This is a genomic window from Streptomyces sp. NPDC030798 (assembly GCF_055572275.1).
The window spans coordinates 445,047-468,856 of record NZ_JBVIDR010000005.1 but is presented as its reverse complement, the minus strand read 5'-3'; the positions used below and the strand labels follow the sequence as shown (position 1 = coordinate 468,856).

The window sequence follows — 23,810 nt, the reverse complement described above, 5'->3', positions numbered from 1 at the left end:
TCCGACTTCAACGCCAAGCAACGGACCCGCGAGGCGTGAGCTTCTGGTACACCGGAGAACCTCAGCATCTCTTCGACCTGCAACGGCTCGGCAATGGCAAGAGTGAGCGGCCTGTACACCATTTTCAGCTTCATTCCGACCACGCCGTAGAACGTCACCTCGATAACCTCGCTCACGGAAGCTGGTTCGACGCTTCGCAGAATGAGCCGGGAATGGCCGACACCGTATCGCCATGGCCGGAAGCTCCGGTCAAAGGAGAGGGGAAGGCTCGGAGCAGTTGTCTGTGGTGACCCCTCATGAGAAAGCGAATCGGTCGGCAACGAGGACTTCCGTTTCTGAAGGAGGCCGTACGAACGACGGAGACAACTGAGCGAAGGCGGTACGGACAGGTGGCGCCGGGAAGCTCGGTGCCAAGGTTACGGCCCTGTCGGGCGGCAGTTGGCGTTGGTACTTCCCCGGCACGGTGACGACCGCTCGGGTCGTGTCGGCCGGGGATTTTGTGCGGCTCCGGTAGCGCCTGACGGGTCGGGTGTCAGCGCAGTAGCACCCCCGCCCCTTCCACCACCTCCTCCGGTGGCACCGTGACCAGGCCCAGTTCTGCGGCGGAGGTGAGGAGGGGGTGTGAGGGGAGGATGCGGACCGTGTAGCCGTAGGGGCCGGTGCGGTCGAGGGACATGGGGCCCTCGTAGAGCAGGCGGCCCTCCAGGTCGGGGGCGCCCGTCGGCTTCAGCGGGACCACCGTCGCGTCGGTGATGCGGTCCTGCGCGTCGACGCGGCCGGAGACCGCCTGGACCTCGACGTCGTCGGTGGTCAGCTCGCCCAGGCCGACCCGGACGCGCAGCCCCACGGTCGTGCCCAGTTCCGCCGTGGCCGTCGTCGCCGTCGTCTCGACGTGGTCGACGCTCACGCCGGACCAGGCCGCCCGCACCCTGGCCTTCCACGCGGCCAGGTCGCGGGCCGTGTCCGGGGTCAGGGCGCGGTGGGACTGGGCGGCGGGGGCGTAGAGGCGGTCGACGTACTCGCGGACCATGCGGCCGGCCAGCACCTGGGGGCCCAGCAGGGTGAGGGTCTGGCGGACCATCTGGATCCAGCGGTCGGGCAGACCCGCGCGTCCGCGCTCGTAGAAGCGGGGGGTCACCCGCTGCTCCAGCAAGTCGTACAGTGCCGCCGCCTCGATGTCGTCGCGGCGGTCGGGGTCGGTTCCCGCGCCGTCCGCCGTCGGGATCGCCCAGCCGAAGTCCGGCTGGAACCATTCGTCCCACCAGCCGTCCAGCACCGAGAGGTTGAGGCAGCCGTTCAGCGCCGCCTTCATCCCGCTCGTGCCGCAGGCCTCCAGCGGGCGCAGCGGGTTGTTCAGCCAGACGTCGCAGCCGTGGTAGAGCTTCTGGGCCATCGCCATGCCGTAGTCGGGCAGGAAGACGATGCGGTGGCGGACCCGCGGGTCGTCGGCGAACCGCACCAGTTCCTGGACCAGGCGCTTGCCGCCGTCGTCCGCCGGGTGCGCCTTGCCCGCGACGACGATCTGGAGGGGGCGCTGCGGGTGCAGGAGCAGTTCCATCAGACGGTCGCGGTCGCGCAGCATCAGCGTCAGGCGCTTGTAGGACGGGACCCTGCGGGCGAAGCCGATCGTCAGGACCTCCGGGTCCAGCACCCCGTCGATCCAGCCCAATTCGGCGTCCCCGGCGCCCCGTTGCCGCCAGGAGGTGCGCAGGCGGTCGCGCACCTCCAGGACGAGTTGTTCGCGCAGGGTGCGGCGCAGCTCCCAGATCTCCTGGTCCGGGATGTCCGCCACCGAGTCCCAGCGCTCGGAGCCGCCGACGGTCAGCGCGTCCTCGGCCCGCTGGGCGCCGATCTGCCGGGCGCCGAGCCGGAGGACCTCCGGGGCCACCCAGGTCGGGGCGTGCACCCCGTTGGTCACCGAGGTGATCGGCACCTCCTCCGGGTCGAACCCCGGCCACAGCCCCGCGAACATCTCCCGGCTCACCTGTCCGTGCAGCAGCGACACCCCGTTGGCCCGCTGGGCCAGCCGGAGCCCCATCACGGCCATGTTGAACAGGTTGGGCTCGCCGCCGGGGTAGGTCTCCATCCCGAGCGCCAGGATCCGCTGCACCTCGATGCCGGGAAGCTCGGCGTCGGGCCCGAAGTGCCGGGCGACCAGTTCCCGGTCGAAGCGGTCGATGCCGGCCGGGACCGGCGTGTGCGTGGTGAACACCGTGCCGCCGCGCACCGCCTCCAGCGCCGCGTCGAAGTCCAGTCCGCGCGCGCACAGTTCGGCGATCCGCTCCAGGCCGAGGAAGCCGGCGTGCCCCTCGTTGGTGTGGAACACCTCGGGCTCCGGGTGCCCGGTGAGCCGGCAGTACGTCCGCACGGCCCGCACGCCCCCTATCCCGAGCAGCATCTCCTGCAGGAGCCGGTGCTCGCTGCCGCCGCCGTAGAGCCGGTCGGTGACCCCGCGTTCGCCGAGGTCGTTCTCCTCCACGTCGGAGTCGAGCATCAGCAGCGGCACCCGGCCCACCTGGGCCAGCCAGATCCGGGCGTGCAGCGCCTTGCCGCCGGGCAGGGCGAGCAGGACGCGGGCGGGGGTGCCGTCGGCCTCCTTCAGCAGGGTGACGGGCAGTTCGTGGGGGTCGAGCACCGGGTAGTGCTCCTGCTGCCAACCGTCCCGGGAGAGGGTCTGGCGGAAGTACCCGTGCCGGTAGAGCAGGCCGACGCCGATCAGCGGGACCCCGAGGTCGCTGGCCGCCTTCAGATGGTCGCCCGCGAGGATGCCGAGGCCGCCGGAGTACTGCGGCAGTGCGGCGGTGATGCCGAACTCCGGGGAGAAGTAGGCGACGGCGGCGGGGAGTCCGGCGTCCTGAACCTGATACCAGCGGTCGCCGGTCAGATAGTCGTTCAGGTCGTCGGCCACGGCGGTGAGCCGGCGCCGGAACCGCCGGTCCCCGGCCAGTTCGGCGAGGCGGGCCGGCCGGACCCCGCCCAGCAGCCGCACCGGGTCGCCCTTGACGGCGGCCCAGCCCTCGGGGTCGACGGACTGGAACAGGTCGCGCGTTTCCGCATGCCAGGACCAGCGCAGATTGCGGGCCAGGTCGCTCAGCGGCCGGAGGGGTTCGGGGAGAACGGGACGGACGGTGAACCGACGGATCGCCTTCACATTCCACCTCGACGCGTTGCGGGGTGAGACGCACGGCGCTGTACGTCTCGTCGTCCCTGTCGACGGTAGTGGTTACCGGGGGGTCGGTGGGGAGGTGCCCGAAGCGGGTGTCGGGGCGCGACGGGCGCACGGCACGGCCCGCCAAGGGCTCAGCAGCGCGCCGCACCGGCTGGATCGGGGCCGCACCCGCGCCGGTGGTGGCGTGGACGCGCAGTCGGCGGGCACTTGGAAAGGGGCCGGTCTTCCCCGTAGACATACGCGGGAGTAGTTAACAAAGTGCCGGATTGCCCACCCGAGGAGGATGGGAAGGCTCACCCGGTACACCCCACAGGCGCACCACAGCACCACCCGCAGGACCCACCTCCCCACAGCCCTCCGCCCACACCCTCGTTGACGCGGACAGGAGCGGTCATGCCCGCCACGCACCACTCGTCAGCACCACCGACCACCAGCAAGGCAGCGGCGAAGAAGTCACCGGGCAGGAAGTCCGGCAAGCCCGCCGCGGGCGCCCTCGACCCGCCCGCCACCACGGCCGAGGAGCCGTCCGCCGCCGCGGATCAGCCGGCGGCGGCCGCCCAACACCCGCCTGCGCCAACGGAACACCGGCCCACCGTTCCCGAACATCCGTTCGCCGCCAAGCCCGTCGTGGGCCGGATACCCGTTCTCGACGTCCGCCCGGTCGTCCAGCAGGGGCGCAAACCCGCCAAAGCCGTGACCGGCGAGTCGTTCCAGGTGTCGGCCACCGTGTTCCGGGAGGGCCACGACGCCGTCGCCGCGAACGTCGTCCTGCGCGACCCCGCCGGCCGGCCCGGCCCCTGGACGCCGATGCGTGAACTGGCCCCGGGCACCGACCGCTGGGGCGCCACCGTCACCCCGGACGCGCCCGGCCTCTGGACGTACACGGTGGAGGCCTGGTCGGATCCCATCGCCACCTGGCGGCACCACGCGCAGATCAAGATCCCGGCGGGGATCGACACGGACCTGGTCCTGGAGGAGGGTGCGCGGCTGTACGAACGGGCGGCGGACGGGGTCCCGCGGGAGCAGCGGGGTGTCGTCCTGGACGCCGTGGCCGCGCTGCGCGCGGAGGACCGCCCGGCCGCCTGGCGACTCGCTGCGGCGCTGGCGCCGAACACCAGGGCCGTGCTGGATCGCTACCCGCTGCGGGAGTTGGTGACCGCCTCGGACCCGATGCCGCTGCTGGTGGAGCGGGAGCGGGCGCTGTACGGCTCGTGGTACGAGTTCTTCCCGCGCTCGGAGGGCACGGCCGAGCAGCCGCACGGCACGTTCCGCACGGCCGCGCGCCGGCTGGAGGCGATCGCGGAGATGGGCTTCGACGTCGTCTACCTCCCGCCGATCCACCCGATCGGCACGACGTTCCGCAAGGGCCCCAACAACACCCTTACCGCCGGCCCCGACGACGTCGGCGTGCCGTGGGCCATCGGCTCCCCCGAGGGCGGCCACGACGCCGTCCACCCCGGCCTCGGCACCATCGAGGACTTCGACCGCTTCGTCGGCCGGGCACGGGAGCTGGGCCTGGAGATCGCCCTCGACTTCGCGCTGCAGTGCTCGCCCGACCATCCCTGGGTGCACAAGCACCCGGAGTGGTTCCACCACCGGCCGGACGGCACCATCGCCCACGCCGAGAACCCGCCGAAGAAGTACCAGGACATCTATCCCATCGCCTTCGACGCCGACATGGACGGGCTGGTCGCGGAAACCGTCCGGATCCTGCGGTACTGGATGGACCACGGGGTGCGGATCTTCCGGGTGGACAATCCGCACACCAAGCCGGTGGTCTTCTGGGAGCGGGTCATCGCGGAGGTCAACCGCAAGGACCCGGACGTGATCTTCCTGGCGGAGGCGTTCACCCGCCCGGCGATGATGCACACCCTGGCCCAGATCGGCTTCCAGCAGTCGTACACGTACTTCACCTGGCGCAACAGCAAGCAGGAGCTGACCGAATACCTGACCGAGCTGTCGGGTGAGGCGGCGGCCTACATGCGGCCCAACTTCTTCGCCAACACCCCGGACATCCTGCACGCCTACCTCCAGCACGGCGGCCGGCCCGCCTTCGAGGTCCGTGCCGTGCTCGCCGCCACCCTCTCCCCCACCTGGGGCATCTACAGCGGCTACGAGCTGTGCGAGAACACGCCCCTGCGTGAAGGCAGCGAGGAGTACCTCGACTCGGAGAAGTACCAGCTCCGGCCCCGCGACTGGGAGGCCGCCGCACGAACGGGCCGCACCATCGCACCGCTCATCACCCGGCTCAACACGATCCGCCGGCAGAACCCGGCCCTGCGGCAGCTGCGCGACCTCCACTTCCATCACACCGACAAGGAAGCGGTGATCGCCTACTCGAAGCGCAGCGGATCGAACACGGTTCTGGTCGTCGCCAACCTCGACCCGCACCACACCCAGGAGGCCACGGTCTCGTTGGACATGCCGCAACTCGGCCTGGACTGGCACGAGTCGGTGCCGGTGTGCGATCTGCTCACCGGCGAGACCTATCACTGGGGCAGGGCCAACTATGTGCGACTGGAACCGGGCCATGGGCCCGCGCATGTCTTCTCGGTTCTGCGACCGTCCACCCCGCAGATCGGAGGGTCACCCACAACATGATCGTCAATGAGCCCGTCCCGGACACGTTCGAGGACACTCCCGCCCAGGACCGCAACCCGGATTGGTTCAAGAGCGCCGTCTTCTACGAGGTCCTGGTCCGCTCCTTCCAGGACAGCAACGGCGACGGTGTCGGCGACCTCAAGGGCCTGACCGCGAAACTCGACTATCTGCAGTGGCTCGGCGTGGACTGCCTGTGGCTGCCGCCGTTCTTCAAGTCACCGCTCCGGGACGGCGGTTACGACGTCTCCGACTACACCTCCGTGCTCCCCGAGTTCGGCGACCTGGCCGACTTCGTGGAGTTCGTGGACGCCGCCCACCAGCGCGGCATGCGCGTCATCATCGACTTCGTCATGAACCACACCAGCGACCAGCACCCGTGGTTCCAGGAGTCTAGGCGGGATCCGGACGGTCCGTACGGGGACTACTACGTCTGGGCCGACGACGACAAGCAGTTCCAGGACGCGCGCATCATCTTCGTCGACACCGAGGCGTCCAACTGGACGTACGACCCGGTACGCAAGCAGTACTACTGGCACCGCTTCTTCTCGCACCAGCCGGATCTGAACTACGAGAACCCGGCCGTGCAGGAGGAGATGATCTCCGCGCTGAAGTTCTGGCTGGACCTCGGCATCGACGGGTTCCGGCTGGACGCCGTGCCGTACCTGTACCAGCAGGAGGGCACCAACTGCGAGAACCTGCCGGCGACCCACGAGTTCCTGAAGCGGGTGCGCAAGGAGATCGACGCCCAGTACCCCGACAAGGTGCTCCTCGCCGAGGCCAACCAGTGGCCCGAGGACGTCGTCGACTACTTCGGTGACTACGCCGCCGGCGGCGACGAGTGCCACATGGCGTTCCACTTCCCCGTGATGCCGCGCATCTTCATGGCCGTACGCCGCGAATCGCGCTACCCGGTCTCGGAGATCCTCGCCAAGACCCCGGCGATCCCCTCGCGCTGCCAGTGGGGCATCTTCCTGCGCAACCACGACGAGCTGACCCTCGAGATGGTCACCGACGAGGAACGCGACTACATGTGGGCCGAGTACGCCAAGGACCCGCGGATGCGCGCCAACATTGGCATCCGACGCCGCCTCGCCCCGCTGCTCGACAACGACCGCAACCAGATCGAGCTGTTCACCGCCCTGCTGCTGTCCCTGCCCGGCTCGCCGATCCTGTACTACGGCGACGAGATCGGCATGGGCGACAACATCTGGCTCGGCGACCGCGACGCCGTGCGCACCCCGATGCAGTGGACGCCCGACCGCAACGCGGGCTTCTCGTCCTGTGATCCGGGGCGCCTGTACCTGCCCACCATCATGGACCCGGTCTACGGCTACCAGGTGACCAACGTCGAGGCCTCGATGTCCTCGCCGTCGTCACTGCTGCACTGGACCCGCCGCATGATCGAGATCCGCAAGCAGAACCCCGCCTTCGGACTCGGCTCGTACAACGAGTTGCAGTCCTCCAACCCGGCGGTCCTCGCCTTCCTGCGCGAGTTCGAGGACGACCTGGTGCTGTGCGTGCACAACTTCTCGCGGTTCGCGCAGCCCACGGAGCTGGACCTCAGGCGGTTCACCGGCCGGCATCCGGTCGAGCTGTTCGGCGGGGTGCGCTTCCCGGCGATCGGCGAACTGCCGTACCTGCTGACCCTGGCGGGGCACGGCTTCTACTGGTTCCGGCTGCGGCGGGAAGCCGCATAGACCACCCCCCGGTGGGGCGGTTTCCTCCGTCCCACCGGGGGCACGCATCAGTAACACCCCCGACGACCCGGGGAAAGGACATGACGCCCATGGCGGAAACGGTCACCCCCTCCGGCACCACCCGTCCCACCGGTCACCTCCTCGCCTCGCTCGACCCCCTGCTGCGCGAGTGGCTGCCGAGGCAGCGCTGGTTCGCGGGCAAGGGGCGGCCGGTCACCGGCTTCACCCTCGTCGCGGCCACCGAACTGCTGCCCCCCGAGGGCCGGCTCGGCCTGTACCACCTGCTACTGCGCGTCCACCAGCCGCCCGTGCTCGGCGCCGCCGCGCACCCCGGCGACTGCTACCAACTGCTGATAGGCGTGCGCGAGGCGCTGCCGCCCCGGCTGGCGCCCGCGCTCATCGGGCATGTCACGGACGGACCGCTCACCGGACGCACGGTGTACGAGGCCCTGTACGACCCGAGGCCCGCCGAAGTGCTCCTGGAGGCCCTGCGCACCCGGGCGCGCATCGGCGGGCTGCGTTTCGAACGGGACCCGGACCAGGAGATCCGGGAGGGCCTCGTGGCCCGGCTGATGACGGCCGAGCAGTCCAACTCGTCGGTCGTCTACGGCGATACGTTCATTCTGAAGCTGCTGCGCCGGGTGCTCCCCGGTGTCAACCCCGACCTGGAGCTGCCCCTGGCCCTCGCCCGCGAGGGCTGCGCCCGGGTGCCCGCGCCGACGGCGTGGCTGCACGCCGACGTGGACGCGGAGTCGTACGTCCTCGCCGTGCTCCAGCCGTTCGTGAACGGGGCGAGCGACGGCTGGGAGCTGGCCCTGCGCGAGCTGGCCAAGGGCGAGGACTTCGTCGCCGAGGCGCGGGCCCTCGGCCGGGCCACCGCCGAGGTGCACACCGCGCTCGCCCGCGCCCTGCCCACCGTCACGCTCGGCCAGGCCCAGCTCCGGCTGCTGGTGGACGGTATGACCGAGCGGCTGGAGGCGGCCGTGCAGGCGGTGCCGGGGCTGCGGCCGTACGAGCGCGGGCTGCGCTCGGCCTTCACCGCGCTGGACGACCTGGCCGCCGAGGGCCGCACCTGGACCGCCCAGCGCATCCACGGCGACCTGCACCTCGGCCAGTGCCTGCGCTCGCCGTCCGGGCAGTGGTCGCTGATCGACTTCGAGGGCGAGCCCGCCCGGCCGCTGGCCGAGCGGCGCATGCCGCAGCCGCCGGTGCGGGACATCGCCGGGATGCTGCGCTCGTTCGACTACGCCGCCCACTCGGCGAGCCCGCCCGCCCCGGAGTGGGCGCACCGGTGCCGGGCCGCCTACTGCTCCGGATACGCGGAGGTCGCGGGCCGCGATCCGCGCACCGATCCGGTGCTGCTGCGGGCCTACGAGACCGACAAGGCGGTCTACGAGGTGGTCTACGAGGCCCGCCACCGCCCCGACTGGCTGCCCGTACCGCTGTCGGCGATCCGTCGCCTGGCCGCGTCCGACCCGTTCTGACCTCGCCCGGGAGACCCGTCCGTGACGTCCAAGAAGTCAGCCACCGCGAAGAACAAGTCCGGCAAGAACCCCTCCGGCAAGAACCCTTCCGGCAAGAACCCTTCCGGCAAGAACCCCTCCGGCAAGAACCCCTCTGGCACGAGCAGGAGCAAGGCGGAGACGAACGGGGGCACGGAGGCGCAGAGGGACGGGCGGCCGGCCGTGTCCGAGAGCGGTCCCGTCGCCATTCCGGGCGCCCGCCGGCCGGAGCCGGACGCGCGGGAACGCCCGCTGGAGGTGGCGGTCTCGCCCGCCGTGGACGCCGGTGACCGGGAGCGGCTCCTGCACGGCACCCACCACGCCCCGCACTCCGTGCTGGGCGCGCACCCGGTGCCCGGCGGCGTCGCCTTCCGCGCCTTCCGCCCGTACGCGCAGGCGGTCACCGTGGTCTCCGGCGACCTGCGGGCGGAGCTGCACGACGACGGCGACGGCTTCTTCTCCGGCCTGCTGCCGCTCACCGAGGTGCCCGCCTACCGGCTGCTGGTGACGTACGACGGCACGGTCCACGAGACCGAGGACGCCTACCGGTTCCTGCCCACGCTCGGCGAACTGGACCTGCACCTGATCGGCGAGGGCCGCCACGAGCAGCTGTGGCGGGCGCTCGGCGCGCACGTCACGACCCACCAGGGCGTGACGGGGACCCGGTTCGCGGTGTGGGCGCCGAACGCGCGGGGGGTGCGGGTCGCCGGGACCTTCAACTTCTGGGACGCGGGTGCCTTCCCGATGCGCTCACTGGGCTCGTCGGGCGTGTGGGAGCTGTTCGTGCCGGGCGTCGGCGAGGGCGAGCTGTACAAGTTCGAGATCACCCGCCCGGACGGCTCGCGCACCCTGCGCGCCGACCCGCTGGCCCGCCGTACCGAGGTGCCGCCCGCCACGTCCTCGATCGTCACGGCCTCGCACCACGAGTGGGGCGACGGCGAGTGGATGGCCCACCGCGCCGACACCCCGGTGCACGAGGCGCCGTTCTCCGTCTACGAGGTGCACCTGCCCTCCTGGCGCCCCGGCCTCACCTACCGGCAGCTTGCCGAGCAACTGCCCGCCTACGTCCAGGAGATGGGCTTCACGCACGTGGAGCTGATGCCGGTCGCCGAGCATCCCTTCGGCGGCTCCTGGGGCTACCAGGTCACCGGCTTCTACGCGCCCACGGCCCGGCTCGGCACTCCGGACGACTTCCGGTACCTGGTGGACCGGCTGCACCAGGCCGGCATCGGCGTCCTGATGGACTGGGTGCCGGCGCACTTCCCGCGCGACGACTGGGCGCTGGCCGAGTTCGACGGACGGCCCCTGTACGAGCACCACGATCCGCTGCGGGCCGCGCATCCCGACTGGGGCACCCTGGAGTTCGACTTCGGCCGCCGTGAGGTGCGCAACTTCCTGGTGGCCAACGCCGTGTACTGGTGCGAGGAGTTCCACATCGACGGCCTGCGGGTGGACGCGGTCGCCTCGATGCTCTACCTGGACTACTCCCGCGAGCCGGGCCAGTGGACGCCGAACGAGCACGGCGGCCGGGAGAACCTGGACGCGGTGGCCTTCCTGCAGGAGATGAACGCCACGGTGTACCGGCGCTGCCCGGGCGTGGTGACGATCGCCGAGGAGTCCACGGCCTGGGACGGCGTCACCCGGCCCACGCACCACCAGGGCCCGAGCGGATTCGGCGGGCTCGGCTTCGGCCTGAAGTGGAACATGGGCTGGATGCACGACTCGCTGCAGTACATGAGCCACGACCCGGTGCACCGCAGCTACCACCACCACGAGATGACGTTCTCGATGGTGTACGCCTACAGCGAGAACTATGTCCTGCCGATCTCCCACGACGAGGTCGTGCACGGCAAGCGGTCCCTCGTCTCGAAGATGCCGGGCGACTGGTGGCAGCAGCGCGCCAACCTGCGGGCCTACCTGGGTTGCATGTGGGCGCACCCCGGCAAGCAACTGCTGTTCATGGGCCAGGAGTTCGCCCAGGGCGCCGAGTGGTCCGAGGCGCACGGCCCCGACTGGTGGCTGCTCGACCCGTCGTACGGTGCCGAGGCCGACCACCGGGGCGTGCGGGACCTCGTACGGGACCTCAACGCGCTGTACCGGGCGGCTCCGGCGCTGTGGCAGCGGGACACCGACCCGGCGGGCTTCCAGTGGATCACCGGGGACGCGGCGGACGACAACGTCTTCGCGTTCCTGCGCCACGACGCCGACGGCACTCCGCTGCTCGCGGTCTGCCACCTCGCCCCGGTGGTCCGCCACGACTACCGCATCGGGGTGCCGGAGGACGTACCGGCCTGGCACGAGTCCCTCAACACCGATGCCGCGCGGTACGGCGGCAGCGACGTCGTCACCCCCGACGTGGTCAAACCGGAGCCGCAGGCCTGGCACGGCCGGCCGGCGAGCATCCGGCTCACCCTGCCCCCGCTGGCCACCGTCTGGCTGAGGCCCGCGTAGCGCTCGTTATAGTGCCGGGGTCAACAGGCGTGCACCACGGGGGGAATGAGGCGCGTGCGACCCGATCGATCAGTCACCGCCCTGCTGTGTGCCGTCGCCGTCCTGCTGCTGGGCGGCTGCGGCACGGAAGTGGCGGGGCGGGGCCCGTCGGCGGCCGGTGGCACGGGGGCGGCTCCCACGGAGACCGGGCCGATCCCGTGGACCAGCGGGGAGCCCTCCCGGGTCACCGCCGCCCGGCTCGGCACCGACCACCGCACGCTGAGCCTGGACGCGGACGTGCCCAGCGGCGAGCGCCCCTGCGTGCGGGACCTCAAGGCGCAGGACACCGACGCCCAGTACGGCGCCGTGCCCGGCACGGTGCATGTGCAGATCACCTTCAGCTCCCCGTCCGGCGACCGGCGTTCCGGGTGCACCGAGGAGAGGACGGCGACGGCCCGCGTACGGCTGCCCGAGCCGCTGGGCAAGCGGGAGCTGGTGGTCGACGACGACACCGTCTTCACCACCGACGGCGCCGAGCCGCCCGCCCTGCGGCTGTGCGGCCCGCTCGGCTGCCACCCGCCGGCCACCGGCTGCACCCCCGCCTCCTACGACCAGGCGCTGTACGCGGCCGGCGCGCCCCGGCACACCTACCGCGACGCCGAGCACTGCGACGGCAAGTGGCTGGTGCTGGACTTCTCCTGGCGCACCGGACCGGCGTGCGGCGACGACAGCAAGGACTCCGCCTGCACCGCCAGGCTCGGCGACCGCTGGTTCTTCCGGGCGGAGCGCTCCGGCTGGAAGCCCGTCCTGGAGAGCGCGGCCGGCGGCTGCCGGGCCGTGCAGCACAGCGAACCGGCCTTCCCGACGGCGCTGTGCGCCGGCCTGGCCCCGCTGCCCTCCTCGCTGCACCCCAGCTACCCGCCGCCGTCCTCCTCGCCGACCGCTACGGCCCGGTGACCGCCCCGGCCAGCGCCCGCGGCAGCTCGTCCGTGTACAGCACCCCGAGCCGTTGGGTGGCGCGGGTCAGGGCGACGTACAGGTCGCTCGTGCCGTAGCGGGCCGGCTCCACCACCAGGACCGAGTCGAATTCGAGGCCCTTGGCCTGGCGGGGGTCGAGCAGGACGACCGCACGGGTCAGGTCGGGTTCGGCACCGGCCGTGACGCCGTCCAGCCGGGCGGCCAGGCGGCGGTGCAGCGCGCGCGGGGCGACGACCGCGAGGCGGCCCTCGGCCGGGGTCAGTTCGGCGACCGCCTTGGCCACGGCCTCGGGCAGATCGCCGGCGGCCTGCCGCACCCAGGGCCGTACGCCCGTGGAGCGGACCGAGCTGGGCGGCTCGAAGTCCGGGTTCTCGGCGCGCACGACCGCAGCGGCCAGCTCCATGATCTCGGCCGGGGTGCGGTAGTTGACGCCGAGCCGGGTGTGCTCCCAGCGGTCCTCGACGTACGGGGTGAGGATGTCCGCCCAGGAGCCGACGCCGGCCGCCTCGGCGGTCTGGGCGGGGTCGCCGACCAGGGTCATGGAGCGGGTCGGGCTGCGCCGCATCAGCAGGCGCCAGGCCATCGGGGACAGTTCCTGCGCCTCGTCCACGATGATGTGCCCGAACGCCCAGGTCCGGTCGGCCGCGGCGCGCTCGGCGGCGCTGCGGTGGTCGGCCTCCTCCTGCCGCTCGGCGAACCGCTCGGCGTCGATGATGTCGTGCGCGGACAGCACCTCGGATGCCTCCGGGTCGCTGTCCTCCTTGTCCTCGAACTCGTAGGTGCGGGAGGCGTAGGAGACGTCCAGGACGCCCTGGGCGTAGGCGATCTGGGTCTCGCGCTCGCGCTCGGCGCGGGCGCGGGCCGGCCGGCCGTCCTCGCCGAGGAGTTCCGCCGCCTCGTCCAGGAGCGGGACGTCGGCGACGGTCCAGGCGCGGGTCACCGGGCGCCGGATCGCGGCCGCGTCCGCGTCGCCGAGGTAGCCCTCGGGCTCGGCGAGGAAGTCCGCGACCAGTCGCTGCGGGGTGATCCGGGGCCAGAGCCGGTCGATGGCGGACCAGACCTCGGGGTTCTCGGCGAGCTCGTCCCGGATCTGGGTGAGGTCGGAGGCGTCCAGCAGGCTGCTGCCGTCGTACGGGTCGGTGCCCACGCGCTCGGCGTACAGCTCGGTGAGCGTGTTGAGGATGTGGCCCTCGAAGTACTCGCGGGCCTCGTTGTGCGGCAGCTTGGCGGCCCGCGTGCGCTCGCGGGCGACGCGCACCAGGCCGTCGTCCAGCATCAGCACCTCGCGCTCGTGCTCGACGGCGATGACCGGGTCGGGCAGTGCCTGCCGGTCGCGTACGACGGCGGCGAGCACGTCGGCCATGGCGGCACGGCCCTTCACTGCGGCCGCCTCCGGGGTGTCGGTGGCGGTGGCCCGCACGCCGGGGAACAGCTCGCCGACCGTGGCCAGCAGCACCCCGGTCTCGCCGAGGGAGGGCAGCACCTCGCCGATGTAGCCGAGGAAGGCGGGGTTGGGGCCGACGATGAGGACCGCGCGGCGGCCGAGCAGTTCGCGGTGCTCGTAGAGCAGGTAAGCCGCCCGGTGCAGCGCCACCGCCGTCTTGCCGGTGCCGGGGCCGCCCTCGACCACCAGCACCCCGCGGTGCGGCGCCCGGATGATCTCGTCCTGCTCGGCCTGGATGGTCTGCACGATGTCGCTCATGCGGCCGGTGCGCGCCGAGTTCAGCGCGGCCAGCAGCACGTCGTCGCCGCTGTGGTCCTCGTACCCGGTGCGGGTGGTGTCGCCGAGGTCGAGGATCTCGTCGTGCAGGGCGGTCACGGTCCGGCCCTGGGTGGAGATGTGCCGGCGGCGGCGCAGGCCCATCGGGGTGTGGCCGGTGGCGAGGTAGAAGGGGCGGGCGACGTCGGCCCGCCAGTCGATCAGGACGGGGGTGCGCTCGGCGTCGTCCTCGCGCAGGCCGATCCGGCCGATGTGGTGGCAGGCTCCCTCGGCGAGGTCGATGCGGCCGAAGCAGAGCGAGCCGTCGACGGCGTTCAGCGCGGCCAGCAACCCCGAGCGCTCGGCGACCAGGATGTCGCGTTCGAGCCGGGCCTGCATGGGCTTGTCCCCCTGGGCGAGCGCGTCCGAGACCGAGGACTCGGCCTCGCCGCGCAGCACGTCCACGCGCGCGTACAGCCCGTCGATGAATTCCTGTTCGTGGCGCAATTCATCGTCGGGAAAGTCGATGTTTGACAATTCCACTCCCGCCCGGATATACTCTGCTCAGTAAACTTCTTCGCGGCTAATCCGACTGGTCTTCCGGCTGAAGTCGCGAACCATTGAATATACGCAGAGAAATCCCCCGAGCGCAATTGCTCGGGGGATTTTCTGTTGGGCGGTACCGGGCCTCCTACAGCACGTCGGCCAGCTCCTCCAGCAGCCGCCGCTTGGGCCGCGCCCCGACCATCGACCGCACCGGCTCGCCGTCCCGGAAAACCATGAGGGTCGGCGTCGACAGCACCTGGTAGGCGATGGTCGTCTGCGGATTGCGGTCCACGTCGAGCTGGACGATCTTCAGCCGGTCGCCCTCCTCGGCGGCGATGTCCTTCAGCACCGGCGCGAGCTGCCGGCACGGCCCGCACCAGTCGGCCGTGAACTGCACCAGCACCGGCAGTTCGGCGCCGATCACCTCGGCCGCGAAGTCCGCGTCCGTCACCTCGGCCAGTCCGCTCAGCTTGCTCATCGCGTCAGCCCTCCCAGCTCGCAAGCGGGTTCCGGACCCCCCGGAACCAGCGCTTCGGCGGCCAGCGCGTCCCGGGCCCGCTCCGCCCGCCGCAGCTGCCCGGCGACCGTCTCCCGCACCGCCGTGAGCTGCCCGATGAGCGCGTCCAGCTCGTCCAGCTTGCGCCGGTAGACCACGAGCGAGGCCGGGCACGAGTCGCCCTCCGGGTGCCCGGCGCGCAGGCACTCCACGAAGGGCCGCGTCTCCTCCAGGCCGAACCCGAAGTCCTGCAGCGTCCGGATCTGCTCGAGCAGCCTGAGGTCACCCTCGTCGTAGGTCCGGTGACCCTTGCCGTCCCGCCGCGCGGGCAGCAGTCCCCGTGCCTCGTAGTACCGCAGCGCCCGGGTGGTGGTCCCGGCCCGCGCCGCCAGCTCGCCGATTCGCATGTCCCCGACGGTAGGCGTTGACGCGGGCGTCAAGGCAAGGCCCAGGGGTCAGACCGGTACCCCGGCCGACTCCTCCACCTCCAGCAGGGAGGCGCTCCGGCGTTCCTCGTCGAACTTCCTGCGGCCGCCGCGCAGGCCGAAGAGGCGTTTGGCGAGGGCGATGTAGAGGACCGCGAGGACGTTGAGGACGAGAGTGGTGATCTTCAGCCAGCTGATGTGCTCGGTGAGCTCGTAGATCTCCAGGGGCAGGAAGGCGGCGGTCGCGACCACCGTGAGGTACTCCGCCCAGCGCTTGGCGTACCAGAGGCCGACCGCCTCGATCAGTTCGATCAGGGCGTAGGCCAGCAGCAGTCCGGCCACCAGCAGGAGGGTGGAGTGCCGGTAGCCGAAGGCCTTCTGGACGGTGCCGACGACCGGGGAGTGGTCGAGGTCGTAGTGGAAGTGCTTGAAGACGGGGCGGAAGACGTCCAGGTACTCGTCGAACAGCCGGCGCACCGCGTCCTGGCTGTTGCTGAACTTCCACACGGCCACGGCGACCAGCACGATGAACACCCCGCGCACGGCCCGTTCCAGGGCGAGGAAGCGCAGGATGAACAGGTCCCGCAGCACCTTGCCGCGCGGTACCAGCGGGGCCTCGGCGGCCGGGCCGGAGCCGTGCGGCTCGCCGAGGACGAAGTCGCCGCACCGCAGGCAGCGCCACACCTCGCCCAGGGCGGTCTCGGCGTGCAGCCGGACGCGCAGCCGGGGGTCGTCCGGCGCGTAGGTCACATGACCCTTGCGGGCGCAGGTCCGCCGGTCCCAGTCGATCGCCATCCCCCGTGCCTCCCGTACAGATGTTCATGCAGGTCCTGCGCGGCGGTGCCGCGCCGGTGGGTCCGGCACGGCACGCTAGTGCATCGCGGTATGAGACGACGGCGGGGGGAGTTCAGTTCGCGCTGCTGCCGACCGGTTCCCGCTGCGCTTCCCGCGTCGACGCCGGTTCCGGCTCGGCGGCCGCGCCGCGCGGGAGCAGCAGGGCCACGGCGAGGGTGCCCACGCCGAGGATCACGGCTCCGACCAGGCTGGTGTGGGCGACCGCGTCGGCGAAGGCGGAGCCGACCGCGTCCTTCATCTGCCGGGCGCCCTGAGCCAACTGGGTGGCCTGGGCCTTGAGCTGGGCGGCCTGCTGGGGGTCGCTCGCCCGGGCGGCCTGCGCCCCGAGCTGCCGGGCCCGGTCCCCGATGCCCTGGGCGACCGCGTAGCCGGCGCCGACGGAGTCCTGGGCGGTGGCGAGGGCGCTCGCGGGGAGCCGGCTGCCGGCGGTGGCGTCCGTGAGGTGGTCGCCGTAGGAGGTGGCGAGCAGGGAGCCGAGTATCGCGATGCCGAGCGAGCCGCCCAGCTCCAGCGAGGTGTCGTTGACCGCGCCGCCGACGCCTAGCTCGGTCTCCGGGAAGGAGCCCATGATCGCGTCGGTGCAGGGCGAGAGCGCGAGGCCGATGGCGAGGCCCAGGACGACGAGGGGCGCCACGAAGTCGCCGTACGTCGAGCCGGCGTCCACCCGGGTCAGCAGGGCCAGGGCGGTGGTGCCGCCGACCATGCCGGCGGTGACCGTCCACTTCATGCCGACGCGCGGGGTGAGGCGGCCGGTGAGCGCCGAGCCCACGAAGACGGCGCCGGCGAGCGGGAGCATGCGGACGCCGGTCTCCAGGGCGTCGTAGCCGAGGACGAACTGCAGGTGCTGGGTCAGGTAGTAGAAGGCGCCGAAGACGGCGAGGAAGAACAGGGCGACGGCGAGGTTGGAGCCGGCGAACCGGCGGTCGGCGAACCGGCGCACGTCCAGGATCGGGCGGGGGTGGCGCAGCTCCCAGGCGACGAAGGCGACGAGGCCCAGGCCGGCCACGACCGCGGCGGTGACCGCCTTGACGCCCCAGCCGAAGTGCGGCCCCTCGATGATCATGTAGACCAGTGAGCCGGTCCAGAGCACCGACAGCAGCCCGCCGACGTAGTCGATGCGGTCGTGGTGGCCGGCCCTGGACGGCGGGACCAGGACGAGGGCGCCGACGAGGGCGACGGCCGCGACGGGCACGTTGATCAGGAAGGTGGAGGACCAGCCGTGGCCGCGCAGCAGGGCACCGGCGACGACCGGTCCGGCGGCGATGGCGAGCCCGGCGGTGGCGGTCCACAGGGTGATGGCCCTGGCGCGTTCGGCGCGCGGGAAGGTCGCGGCGAGCAGGGAGAGTGTGGCGGGCATGATCAGCGCGGCGCCGACGCCCATCACGGCGCGGGCCGCGATGACGGTCGTGGCGCTGTCGGCGAGGTAGCCGAAGACCGCGCCGGCGCCGAAGACGACGAGGCCGAGCAGGAGCGCGCCGCGCCGGCTGTACTTGTCGCCGATCGCGCCGAGCAGCAGCATCAGCGCCGCGTAGGGCACGGTGTAGCCGTCGATCACCCACTGCAGGTCGGCGCTGGTGAGGCCGAGGTCCTTCGTCATGCCGGGCGCGGCGACGGTGAGCGCGGTGTTCGCCATCACGATGATCAGCAGGCTGAGGCAGAGGACGAGCAGCGCCCACCAGCGCCGCGCGTAGGGGCGCTCGGTGGTGTCGACCGGTTCGGTCAGGACGAGTCGCATGGCAGGGGTCGCCTTCCTCGGATACGCGACGGGATCGCAGGACATCGCTGGATTGCACAGCGCCGTGCAATTGCACAACACTGTGCAGAGTACGAGATTGCACATCCCTGTGCAAGTCATGTTGCACGGTGCTGTGCAAACCGAGGAGAGGCGTGCAGAATGACTGCCATGACCACGGGTAACACCAGCCGCGCCGACGCCAACCGGCGCCGCATCCTCGACGTCGCCCTCGCCGAGCTGCTGCGCGACCCCGACGCCTCGATGGACCAGATCGCGCGCGCCGCCGGGGTCGTACGGCGGACCGTGTACGGCCATTTCCCCAGCCGCGAGGCGCTGATCGGCACGCTCGTCGACGGGGCGGTGGAGGCGCTGGCGGACGCCGACGCAGGCGCCCGGGACGGGGGCGCCGACCCGGCGGAGGCGGTGGCCCGCTCGGTGCTCGCGCTCTGGCGGATCGCCGACCGCTACCGGCTGCTGATCGCCCTGGCCCAGCGCACGGTCACCGTGCAGGGCATCCGCGAGCGGCTCGCCCCGCTGCGCGAGACCAAGGTGCGGTTGCTGCAGGAGGGGCTGGACCAGGGCGTGTTCAGCTCGCCACTGCCCGCGCCGGCGCTGGCGTACGTGCACGAGCAGATGCTGTTCGCGGTGATGGAGGCGGTGAACGACGGGCTGGTGACAGCCGAGGAGGCGGGCCGCTCGGCCACGGTCACGGTGCTGACCGCGGCGGGCGTGCCCGCCTCCCTGGCCACCGCGCTGGTGGCCAGAGTGAGCAAGGAGTCCCCGGACATCCCCGGGGACGCTTCCCGGACATGAGGAAGCCGGGTGGCCGAGGTACGGGGGAGACTCGGCCGCCCGGCGGCGGTGCCCGGATGCCCGGCCCCGGTTCAGGCGGGGCCGGACATCCGGAGTTCAGCGGGGCGGGCCCGCGGGGATCAGGCCTTGGCCAGCTCCTTCTCGCCCTCCTCGCGCTGCTGGGGCAGTTCGGGGCCGCCGTGGCCGTCCACGGTGTCGAGCACGGTCTCGTCGAAGGGCAGATGACCGGACAGCACCTGCTCGACGCGGGTCTTGTCGATCTCCTTCGTCCAGGCGCCGATCAGCACGGTGGCCACGGCGTTGCCGGAGAAGTTGGTCAGGGCGCGGGCCTCGCTCATGAAGCGGTCGATGCCGACGATGAGTCCGACACCGTCGACCAGGGCCGGCCGGTGCGTCTGGAGGGCACCGGCGAGGGTGGCCAGACCGGCACCGGAGACACCCGCGGCACCCTTGGACGCGACCATCATGAACAGCAGCAGGGTGATCTGCTCGCCCAGGTGCAGCGGCTGGCCCATCGCGTCGGCGATGAAGAGCGACGCCATGGTCAGGTAGATCATGGTGCCGTCGAGGTTGAAGGAGTAGCCGGTCGGCACGGTGATGCCGACGACGGGACGGCTGACGCCCAGGTGCTCCATCTTGGCGATCAGGCGGGGCAGGGCCACGTCGGAGGACGAGGTCGACAGGATGAGCAGGTACTCACGGCCCAGGTACTTCAGCAGCTTGAAGAGGTTCACCTTGGCCACGAACCAGAGCATCGGGCCGAGCACCACGCCGACGAAGAGCACACAGGTGATGTAGAAGGCCAGCATGATCGTGCCGAGGGCCTTCAGCGCCTCCACGCCGGTCTCGCCGACGACGGCCGCGATCGCGCCGAACGCACCCACCGGCGCCGCCCACATGATCATGCTCAGGACGCGGAACACCAGCTTCTGGATGTGCCCGACACCCCGCAGGATCGGCTCCCCGGACGTGCCCATCGCCTGCACCGCGAAACCGACCAGCAGCGCGACGAGCAGCGTCTGCAGCACCACGCCGCCGGTGAAGGCGGACGCGAAGCTGGTGGGGATGATGCTCAGCAGGAAGTCGACGAGGCCCTCACTGCCCGAAGCCGCCTGGGTGTGGCCGACCTGCTTCACCGACTCGGTCAGGTGCATGCCCTGGCCCGGGTGCAGGATGTTGCCGACCACGAGGCCGATGGCGAGCGCCACGAACGACATGGCGATGAAGTAGGTGAGCGCGAGCCCGCCCACCTTGCCGACCTTGGCGGCGCTGCGGATCGAGCCGACACCCGTCACGATGGTGCAGAAGATGATCGGCGCGATCATCATCTTGATCAGGTTGACGAAGCCCGTGCCCAGCGGCTTGAGCTGTTCGGCGAAGTCCGGTGCGGCGAACCCGACCGCGATGCCGAGGGCGACCGCGATGATCACCGCGATGTAGAGGAAGTGGGTGCGGTCCCGCTTGACGGGGGGTGCGGCAGGTGCCGTATCGGCTGCGCTGGTCACAGCGGCCCTCCTTGACGACGTCGTCGGTGGTCACCGGCGTGCGGCTCACGTCCGGGGTTTTTCGGGGATGCGGCGACTATCTCCCGCTCTGTGAGGCCGGTCACCCTTCCGTTCATTTAGTTCACGCCAGACCCGGGAGGCAGACTGACGGCATGCGCCTGACCGTCCTCCCGCGACCTCGCAGCCTGGCGGGCCAGCTGTTCGCCATGCAGGCCGTGCTGCTCGCCCTCGTCGTGGCTGGATACGCACTGTTCACCTTCGTCAGCGACCGGGGCCAGGCCGTGGGCGCGGCCGGCCGTCAGGCCACGGCGGTGGCCCGCTCGATCGCGGACTCGCCGTCGGTCCGGGAGGCGATCCACACCGCGCGCCCCTCGACGACGCTCCAGCCGTACGCGCTGAAGGTGCAGCGGGACACCGGGGTCGACTTCGTCACGATCATGACGCCGGAGGGCATCCGCTGGACCCACCCGGACCCGAAGGAGATCGGCAAGCGGTTCATCGGCACCATCGCGCCCGCCCAGCAGGGCAGGACCTTCACCGAGACCTACACCGGCACGCTCGGCCCCTCCGTGCGCGCGGTCACGCCGGTCATGGAGCACGGGCACGTCATCGGGCTGGTCAGCGCCGGCATCAAGGTGGAGGCCATCAGCGAGCGGATCCAGGAGCAGGTCACGGCGCTGTTCGCAGTCGCGGCCGGCATCCTCGCGGTCGGCGCCGTCACGACGTACGTGATCAACGCGCGGCTGCGCCGGCACACCCACGGGATGAACGCCGCCGAGCTGAGCCGGATGCACGACTACCACCAGGCCGCGCTGCACGCGGTGCGCGAGGGGCTGCTGATGCTGGACGCGCAGTACCGGGTGGCGCTGATCAACGACGGCGGGCGGGAGCTGCTGGGCATCGCCGGGGAGGCCGGGGAGGCGGACCTGGTGGGCCGTTCGGTGGCGGACCTGGGCCTGCCGGCCCCGCTGACCGGGGCGCTGCTGTCCTCGGAGCCCCGGGTGGACGAGGTGCATCTGACGGCGTCCCGGGTGCTGATGGTGAACACCTCCCCGGTCTCGGGCGGCCAGCGCCGGGGCACGGTGGTCACCCTCCGGGACGTCACCGAACTGCAGTCCCTGATGGGCGAGTTGGACTCCGAGCGAGGATTCACCCAGGCTCTGCGCTCGCAGGCGCACGAGGCCGCGAACCGGCTGCACACCGTGGTCTCGCTGATCGAGCTGGGCCGGGCGGAGGAGGCGGTGGAGTTCGCGACGGCGGAACTGGAGCTGGCCCAGGCGCTGACCGACCAGGTGGTGGCGGCGGTGAGCGAGCCGGTGCTGGCCGCCCTGCTGCTGGGCAAGACGGCCCAGGCCAACGAGCGGGGCGTGGAGCTGGTGGTCTCGGAGGACAGCCGCCTGGACGACGGGGTACTGCCGGCCGAGCTGTCGGCCCGGGACCTGGTGACCGTCCTCGGCAATCTGATCGACAACGCGGTGGACGCGGCGCAGGGCAGTGTGGGGGCACGGGTGACCGTGACGGCGTACGCCTCGGACGCCGAACTGGTCCTGCGCGTGTCGGACACCGGACCGGGTGTCGACCCCGCCCATGCGGACCTGGTATTCCAACGGGGGTTCTCCACGAAACCGGCCGGGCCCGGCGGGCGGGGCCTGGGTCTCGCCCTGGTCCGGCAGGCGGTCGCCCGGCTCGAAGGGACGTTGACTGTGGCTGAGGCCGAGGAGGGCGGGGCGGTGTTCGAGGTGCGGCTGCCGCTGCGCACGGCGGTGGGTGACGGCAGATGACGGACGAGCAGCGGCCCATCCGGGTCCTGGTGGTCGAGGACGACCCGGTGGCCGCCGACGCGCACATGATGTACGTCGGACGGGTACCGGGGTTCGTCGCGGTCGGGAAGGCGCACACGGGGGCGGAGGCGCGCAGGTTCCTGGACCGGACGGCGGTGGACCTGCTGCTGCTGGACCTGCACCTGCCCGACGGGCACGGGCTGCACCTGGCGCGGTCGCTGCGGGCGGCCGGGCATCACGCGGACGTGATAGCGGTGACGTCGGCACGGGACCTGGCGGTCGTGCGGGAGGGCGTCTCCCTCGGGGTCGTGCAGTACGTGCTGAAGCCCTTCACGTTCGCGACGCTGCGGGACCGGCTGGTGCGGTACGCCGAGTTCCACGCGGCGGTGGGCGAGGCGAGCGGCCAGGACGAGGTCGACCGGGCGCTGGCCGCCCTGCGCGCCCCCTCCCCCGCCGCCCTGCCCAAGGGCCTGAGCGGCCCGACCCTGGAGCGCGTCACCGGGGCCCTGCGGGAGGCCTCGGAGGGTGTCACGGCGGCGGGCGTCGCGGAGAGCGTCGGCATCTCCCGGATCACCGCCCGGCGCTACCTGGAGCACCTCGTGGAGGCGGAGCGCGCCGCGCGGAAGCCGGTGTACGGGCAGGTGGGGCGGCCGGAGCTGGTGTACCGGTGGGTGCCGGGGGACGGGGGCCGGTGAGCGGCCGGAAGACCGCGGCCGGGCCCTGCCGAGCGGCGGCCCCGACGGCCGGAACGTACCGAAGAGGCTGTACATACCGAACAGCCGGAACGTACCGAACAGCCGGAATTGGACGTTCCGACAATCGGTGATCCTGTCCGAACGGACCGTAGCCACCGCGTGGCGGCACGCCTAGCTTGTGCGGGGTGCTTCCACCCTCAGCTCCTCCCCCGTTCAACGCCCCCGCCGCCCGTCGGCTGCGCGCCGCGCTCGGCATGGGCCCCGAGCACGTCGCCCACGGCCTGCGGGCCTCCTACGGGCTGCCGTACGTCACGCCGGACCTGGTCATCGCCTGGGAACGCGGGGTCGCCTCCCCCAGCAACCCCGAACTCACCGCGCTGGCCGGGGTGTTGTGGTGCTCCCCCGGCGAACTCATCGGCCGGCCCCGCACCCTGCGCGAGCATCGCATGGCGCGCGGGATCGCCCCGCAGGACCTGGCCCGTGCCGTCGGCCTGGACCTCCCCGCGTATCTGCGGATGGAGGACAGCGGGCGGTGGCGGGGGACCGAGCGCCAGTCGGCCGAGCTGGCGCGGGTGCTGGATCTGGCGCTGCCGGATTTCGTCGCCGTCACGGGCCGCGAGGAGAAGCTCGCCGAGCTGCTGCACAGCGCGGTGACCACCCGCTGGCAGGCGTACGTGCGCCCGGTCACGAAGCTCGCGCCCCTCGACCGGGACCTCGTGGAGGGCGTGCTGCAGGAGCTGCACGAGGACTACCAGGGGCACATGGCCGCCACCCTGAGCTGGGGCGGCGGCAGCAGCGGTGCCAGCGAGTCGGGGAAGCAGTTCCTCGACCGGATCGTGGAGAACTTCTGGACGGCGGTCGCCGGCAGAAGTTAGCCGCGGGC

The 23,810-nt window shown here is 71.8% G+C and carries 16 protein-coding genes; 9 read left to right on the top strand and 7 right to left on the bottom strand.

What is annotated here, in order from left to right:
- Positions 1–532: 532 nt before the first annotated feature.
- Positions 533–3,151, bottom strand: a complete 2,619-nt coding sequence (locus ACZ404_RS15135) for a glycosyltransferase family 1 protein (RefSeq protein WP_468439765.1) — start codon at positions 3,149–3,151, stop codon at positions 533–535.
- Positions 3,152–3,562: 411 nt separating this feature from the next.
- Here ACZ404_RS15135 and ACZ404_RS15130 point away from each other — a divergent pair, with 411 nt between their 5' ends.
- The 5 genes from ACZ404_RS15130 (at position 3,563) to ACZ404_RS15110 (ending at position 12,356) form a co-directional block, all read left to right on the top strand.
- Positions 3,563–5,770, top strand: coding sequence for an alpha-1,4-glucan--maltose-1-phosphate maltosyltransferase (locus ACZ404_RS15130; RefSeq protein WP_468439763.1), 2,208 nt, complete (start codon positions 3,563–3,565; stop codon positions 5,768–5,770).
- Positions 5,767–7,467 (top strand): maltose alpha-D-glucosyltransferase, encoded by a 1,701-nt coding sequence (gene treS, locus ACZ404_RS15125; protein ID WP_468439761.1) that lies wholly within the window; start codon positions 5,767–5,769, stop codon positions 7,465–7,467. Before ACZ404_RS15130 ends, treS begins: the two co-directional genes overlap by 4 nt.
- Positions 7,468–7,556: 89 nt before the next feature.
- Entirely contained in the window at positions 7,557–8,951 is a 1,395-nt protein-coding gene (locus tag ACZ404_RS15120; protein ID WP_468439759.1) for a maltokinase N-terminal cap-like domain-containing protein, read from the top strand.
- Between the two features lie 21 nt (positions 8,952–8,972).
- The gene (glgB, locus tag ACZ404_RS15115; protein ID WP_468439758.1) at positions 8,973–11,420 is read left to right on the top strand and encodes a 1,4-alpha-glucan branching enzyme; all 2,448 of its coding nucleotides are present in this window, start codon (positions 8,973–8,975) and stop codon (positions 11,418–11,420) included.
- 45 nt (positions 11,421–11,465) lie between these two features.
- Complete coding sequence (locus ACZ404_RS15110; protein ID WP_468439757.1) at positions 11,466–12,356, top strand: hypothetical protein; 891 nt, start codon at positions 11,466–11,468, stop codon at positions 12,354–12,356.
- Here ACZ404_RS15110 and ACZ404_RS15105 read toward each other — a convergent pair.
- The 5 genes from ACZ404_RS15105 to ACZ404_RS15085 form a co-directional block, all read right to left on the bottom strand.
- The gene (locus ACZ404_RS15105; RefSeq protein ID WP_468439858.1) at positions 12,343–14,583 is read right to left on the bottom strand and encodes a HelD family protein; all 2,241 of its coding nucleotides are present in this window, start codon (positions 14,581–14,583) and stop codon (positions 12,343–12,345) included. The genes ACZ404_RS15110 and ACZ404_RS15105 overlap by 14 nt on opposite strands.
- Before the next feature lie 184 nt (positions 14,584–14,767).
- On the bottom strand, positions 14,768–15,100 hold the full coding sequence (gene trxA, locus ACZ404_RS15100; protein WP_468439756.1) for a thioredoxin: 333 nt from the start codon (positions 15,098–15,100) through the stop codon (positions 14,768–14,770).
- On the bottom strand, positions 15,097–15,525 hold the full coding sequence (locus ACZ404_RS15095; protein WP_468439755.1) for a MerR family transcriptional regulator: 429 nt from the start codon (positions 15,523–15,525) through the stop codon (positions 15,097–15,099). The genes trxA and ACZ404_RS15095 overlap by 4 nt, the downstream gene beginning before the upstream one ends.
- A gap of 48 nt (positions 15,526–15,573) precedes the next feature.
- Positions 15,574–16,338, bottom strand: coding sequence for a DUF2127 domain-containing protein (locus ACZ404_RS15090; protein WP_468439754.1), 765 nt, complete (start codon positions 16,336–16,338; stop codon positions 15,574–15,576).
- Positions 16,339–16,450: 112 nt separating this feature from the next.
- On the bottom strand, positions 16,451–18,133 hold the full coding sequence (locus tag ACZ404_RS15085; protein ID WP_468439753.1) for an MFS transporter: 1,683 nt from the start codon (positions 18,131–18,133) through the stop codon (positions 16,451–16,453).
- Between the two features lie 159 nt (positions 18,134–18,292).
- Between ACZ404_RS15085 and ACZ404_RS15080 the strand changes: the two genes are divergently transcribed.
- Positions 18,293–18,946 (top strand): TetR/AcrR family transcriptional regulator, encoded by a 654-nt coding sequence (locus ACZ404_RS15080; protein WP_468439752.1) that lies wholly within the window; start codon positions 18,293–18,295, stop codon positions 18,944–18,946.
- Between the two features lie 119 nt (positions 18,947–19,065).
- On the opposite strand, the gene ACZ404_RS15075 is transcribed toward ACZ404_RS15080, so the two are convergent.
- Positions 19,066–20,451 (bottom strand): cation:dicarboxylate symporter family transporter, encoded by a 1,386-nt coding sequence (locus ACZ404_RS15075; RefSeq protein WP_468439751.1) that lies wholly within the window; start codon positions 20,449–20,451, stop codon positions 19,066–19,068.
- Between the two features lie 152 nt (positions 20,452–20,603).
- Here ACZ404_RS15075 and ACZ404_RS15070 point away from each other — a divergent pair, with 152 nt between their 5' ends.
- From ACZ404_RS15070 to ACZ404_RS15060, 3 genes are all read left to right on the top strand, one after another.
- The gene (locus tag ACZ404_RS15070; protein ID WP_468439750.1) at positions 20,604–22,232 is read left to right on the top strand and encodes an ATP-binding protein; all 1,629 of its coding nucleotides are present in this window, start codon (positions 20,604–20,606) and stop codon (positions 22,230–22,232) included.
- Positions 22,229–22,927: a response regulator gene (locus ACZ404_RS15065; protein WP_468439749.1), complete on the top strand. Its 699-nt coding sequence runs from the start codon at positions 22,229–22,231 to the stop codon at positions 22,925–22,927. Before ACZ404_RS15070 ends, ACZ404_RS15065 begins: the two co-directional genes overlap by 4 nt.
- A 185-nt stretch (positions 22,928–23,112) precedes the next feature.
- Positions 23,113–23,802 carry a helix-turn-helix domain-containing protein gene (locus ACZ404_RS15060; protein ID WP_468439748.1) on the top strand — a complete coding sequence of 230 codons (690 nt, stop codon included), beginning with the start codon at positions 23,113–23,115 and terminating at the stop codon, positions 23,800–23,802.
- Positions 23,803–23,810 lie beyond the last annotated feature (8 nt).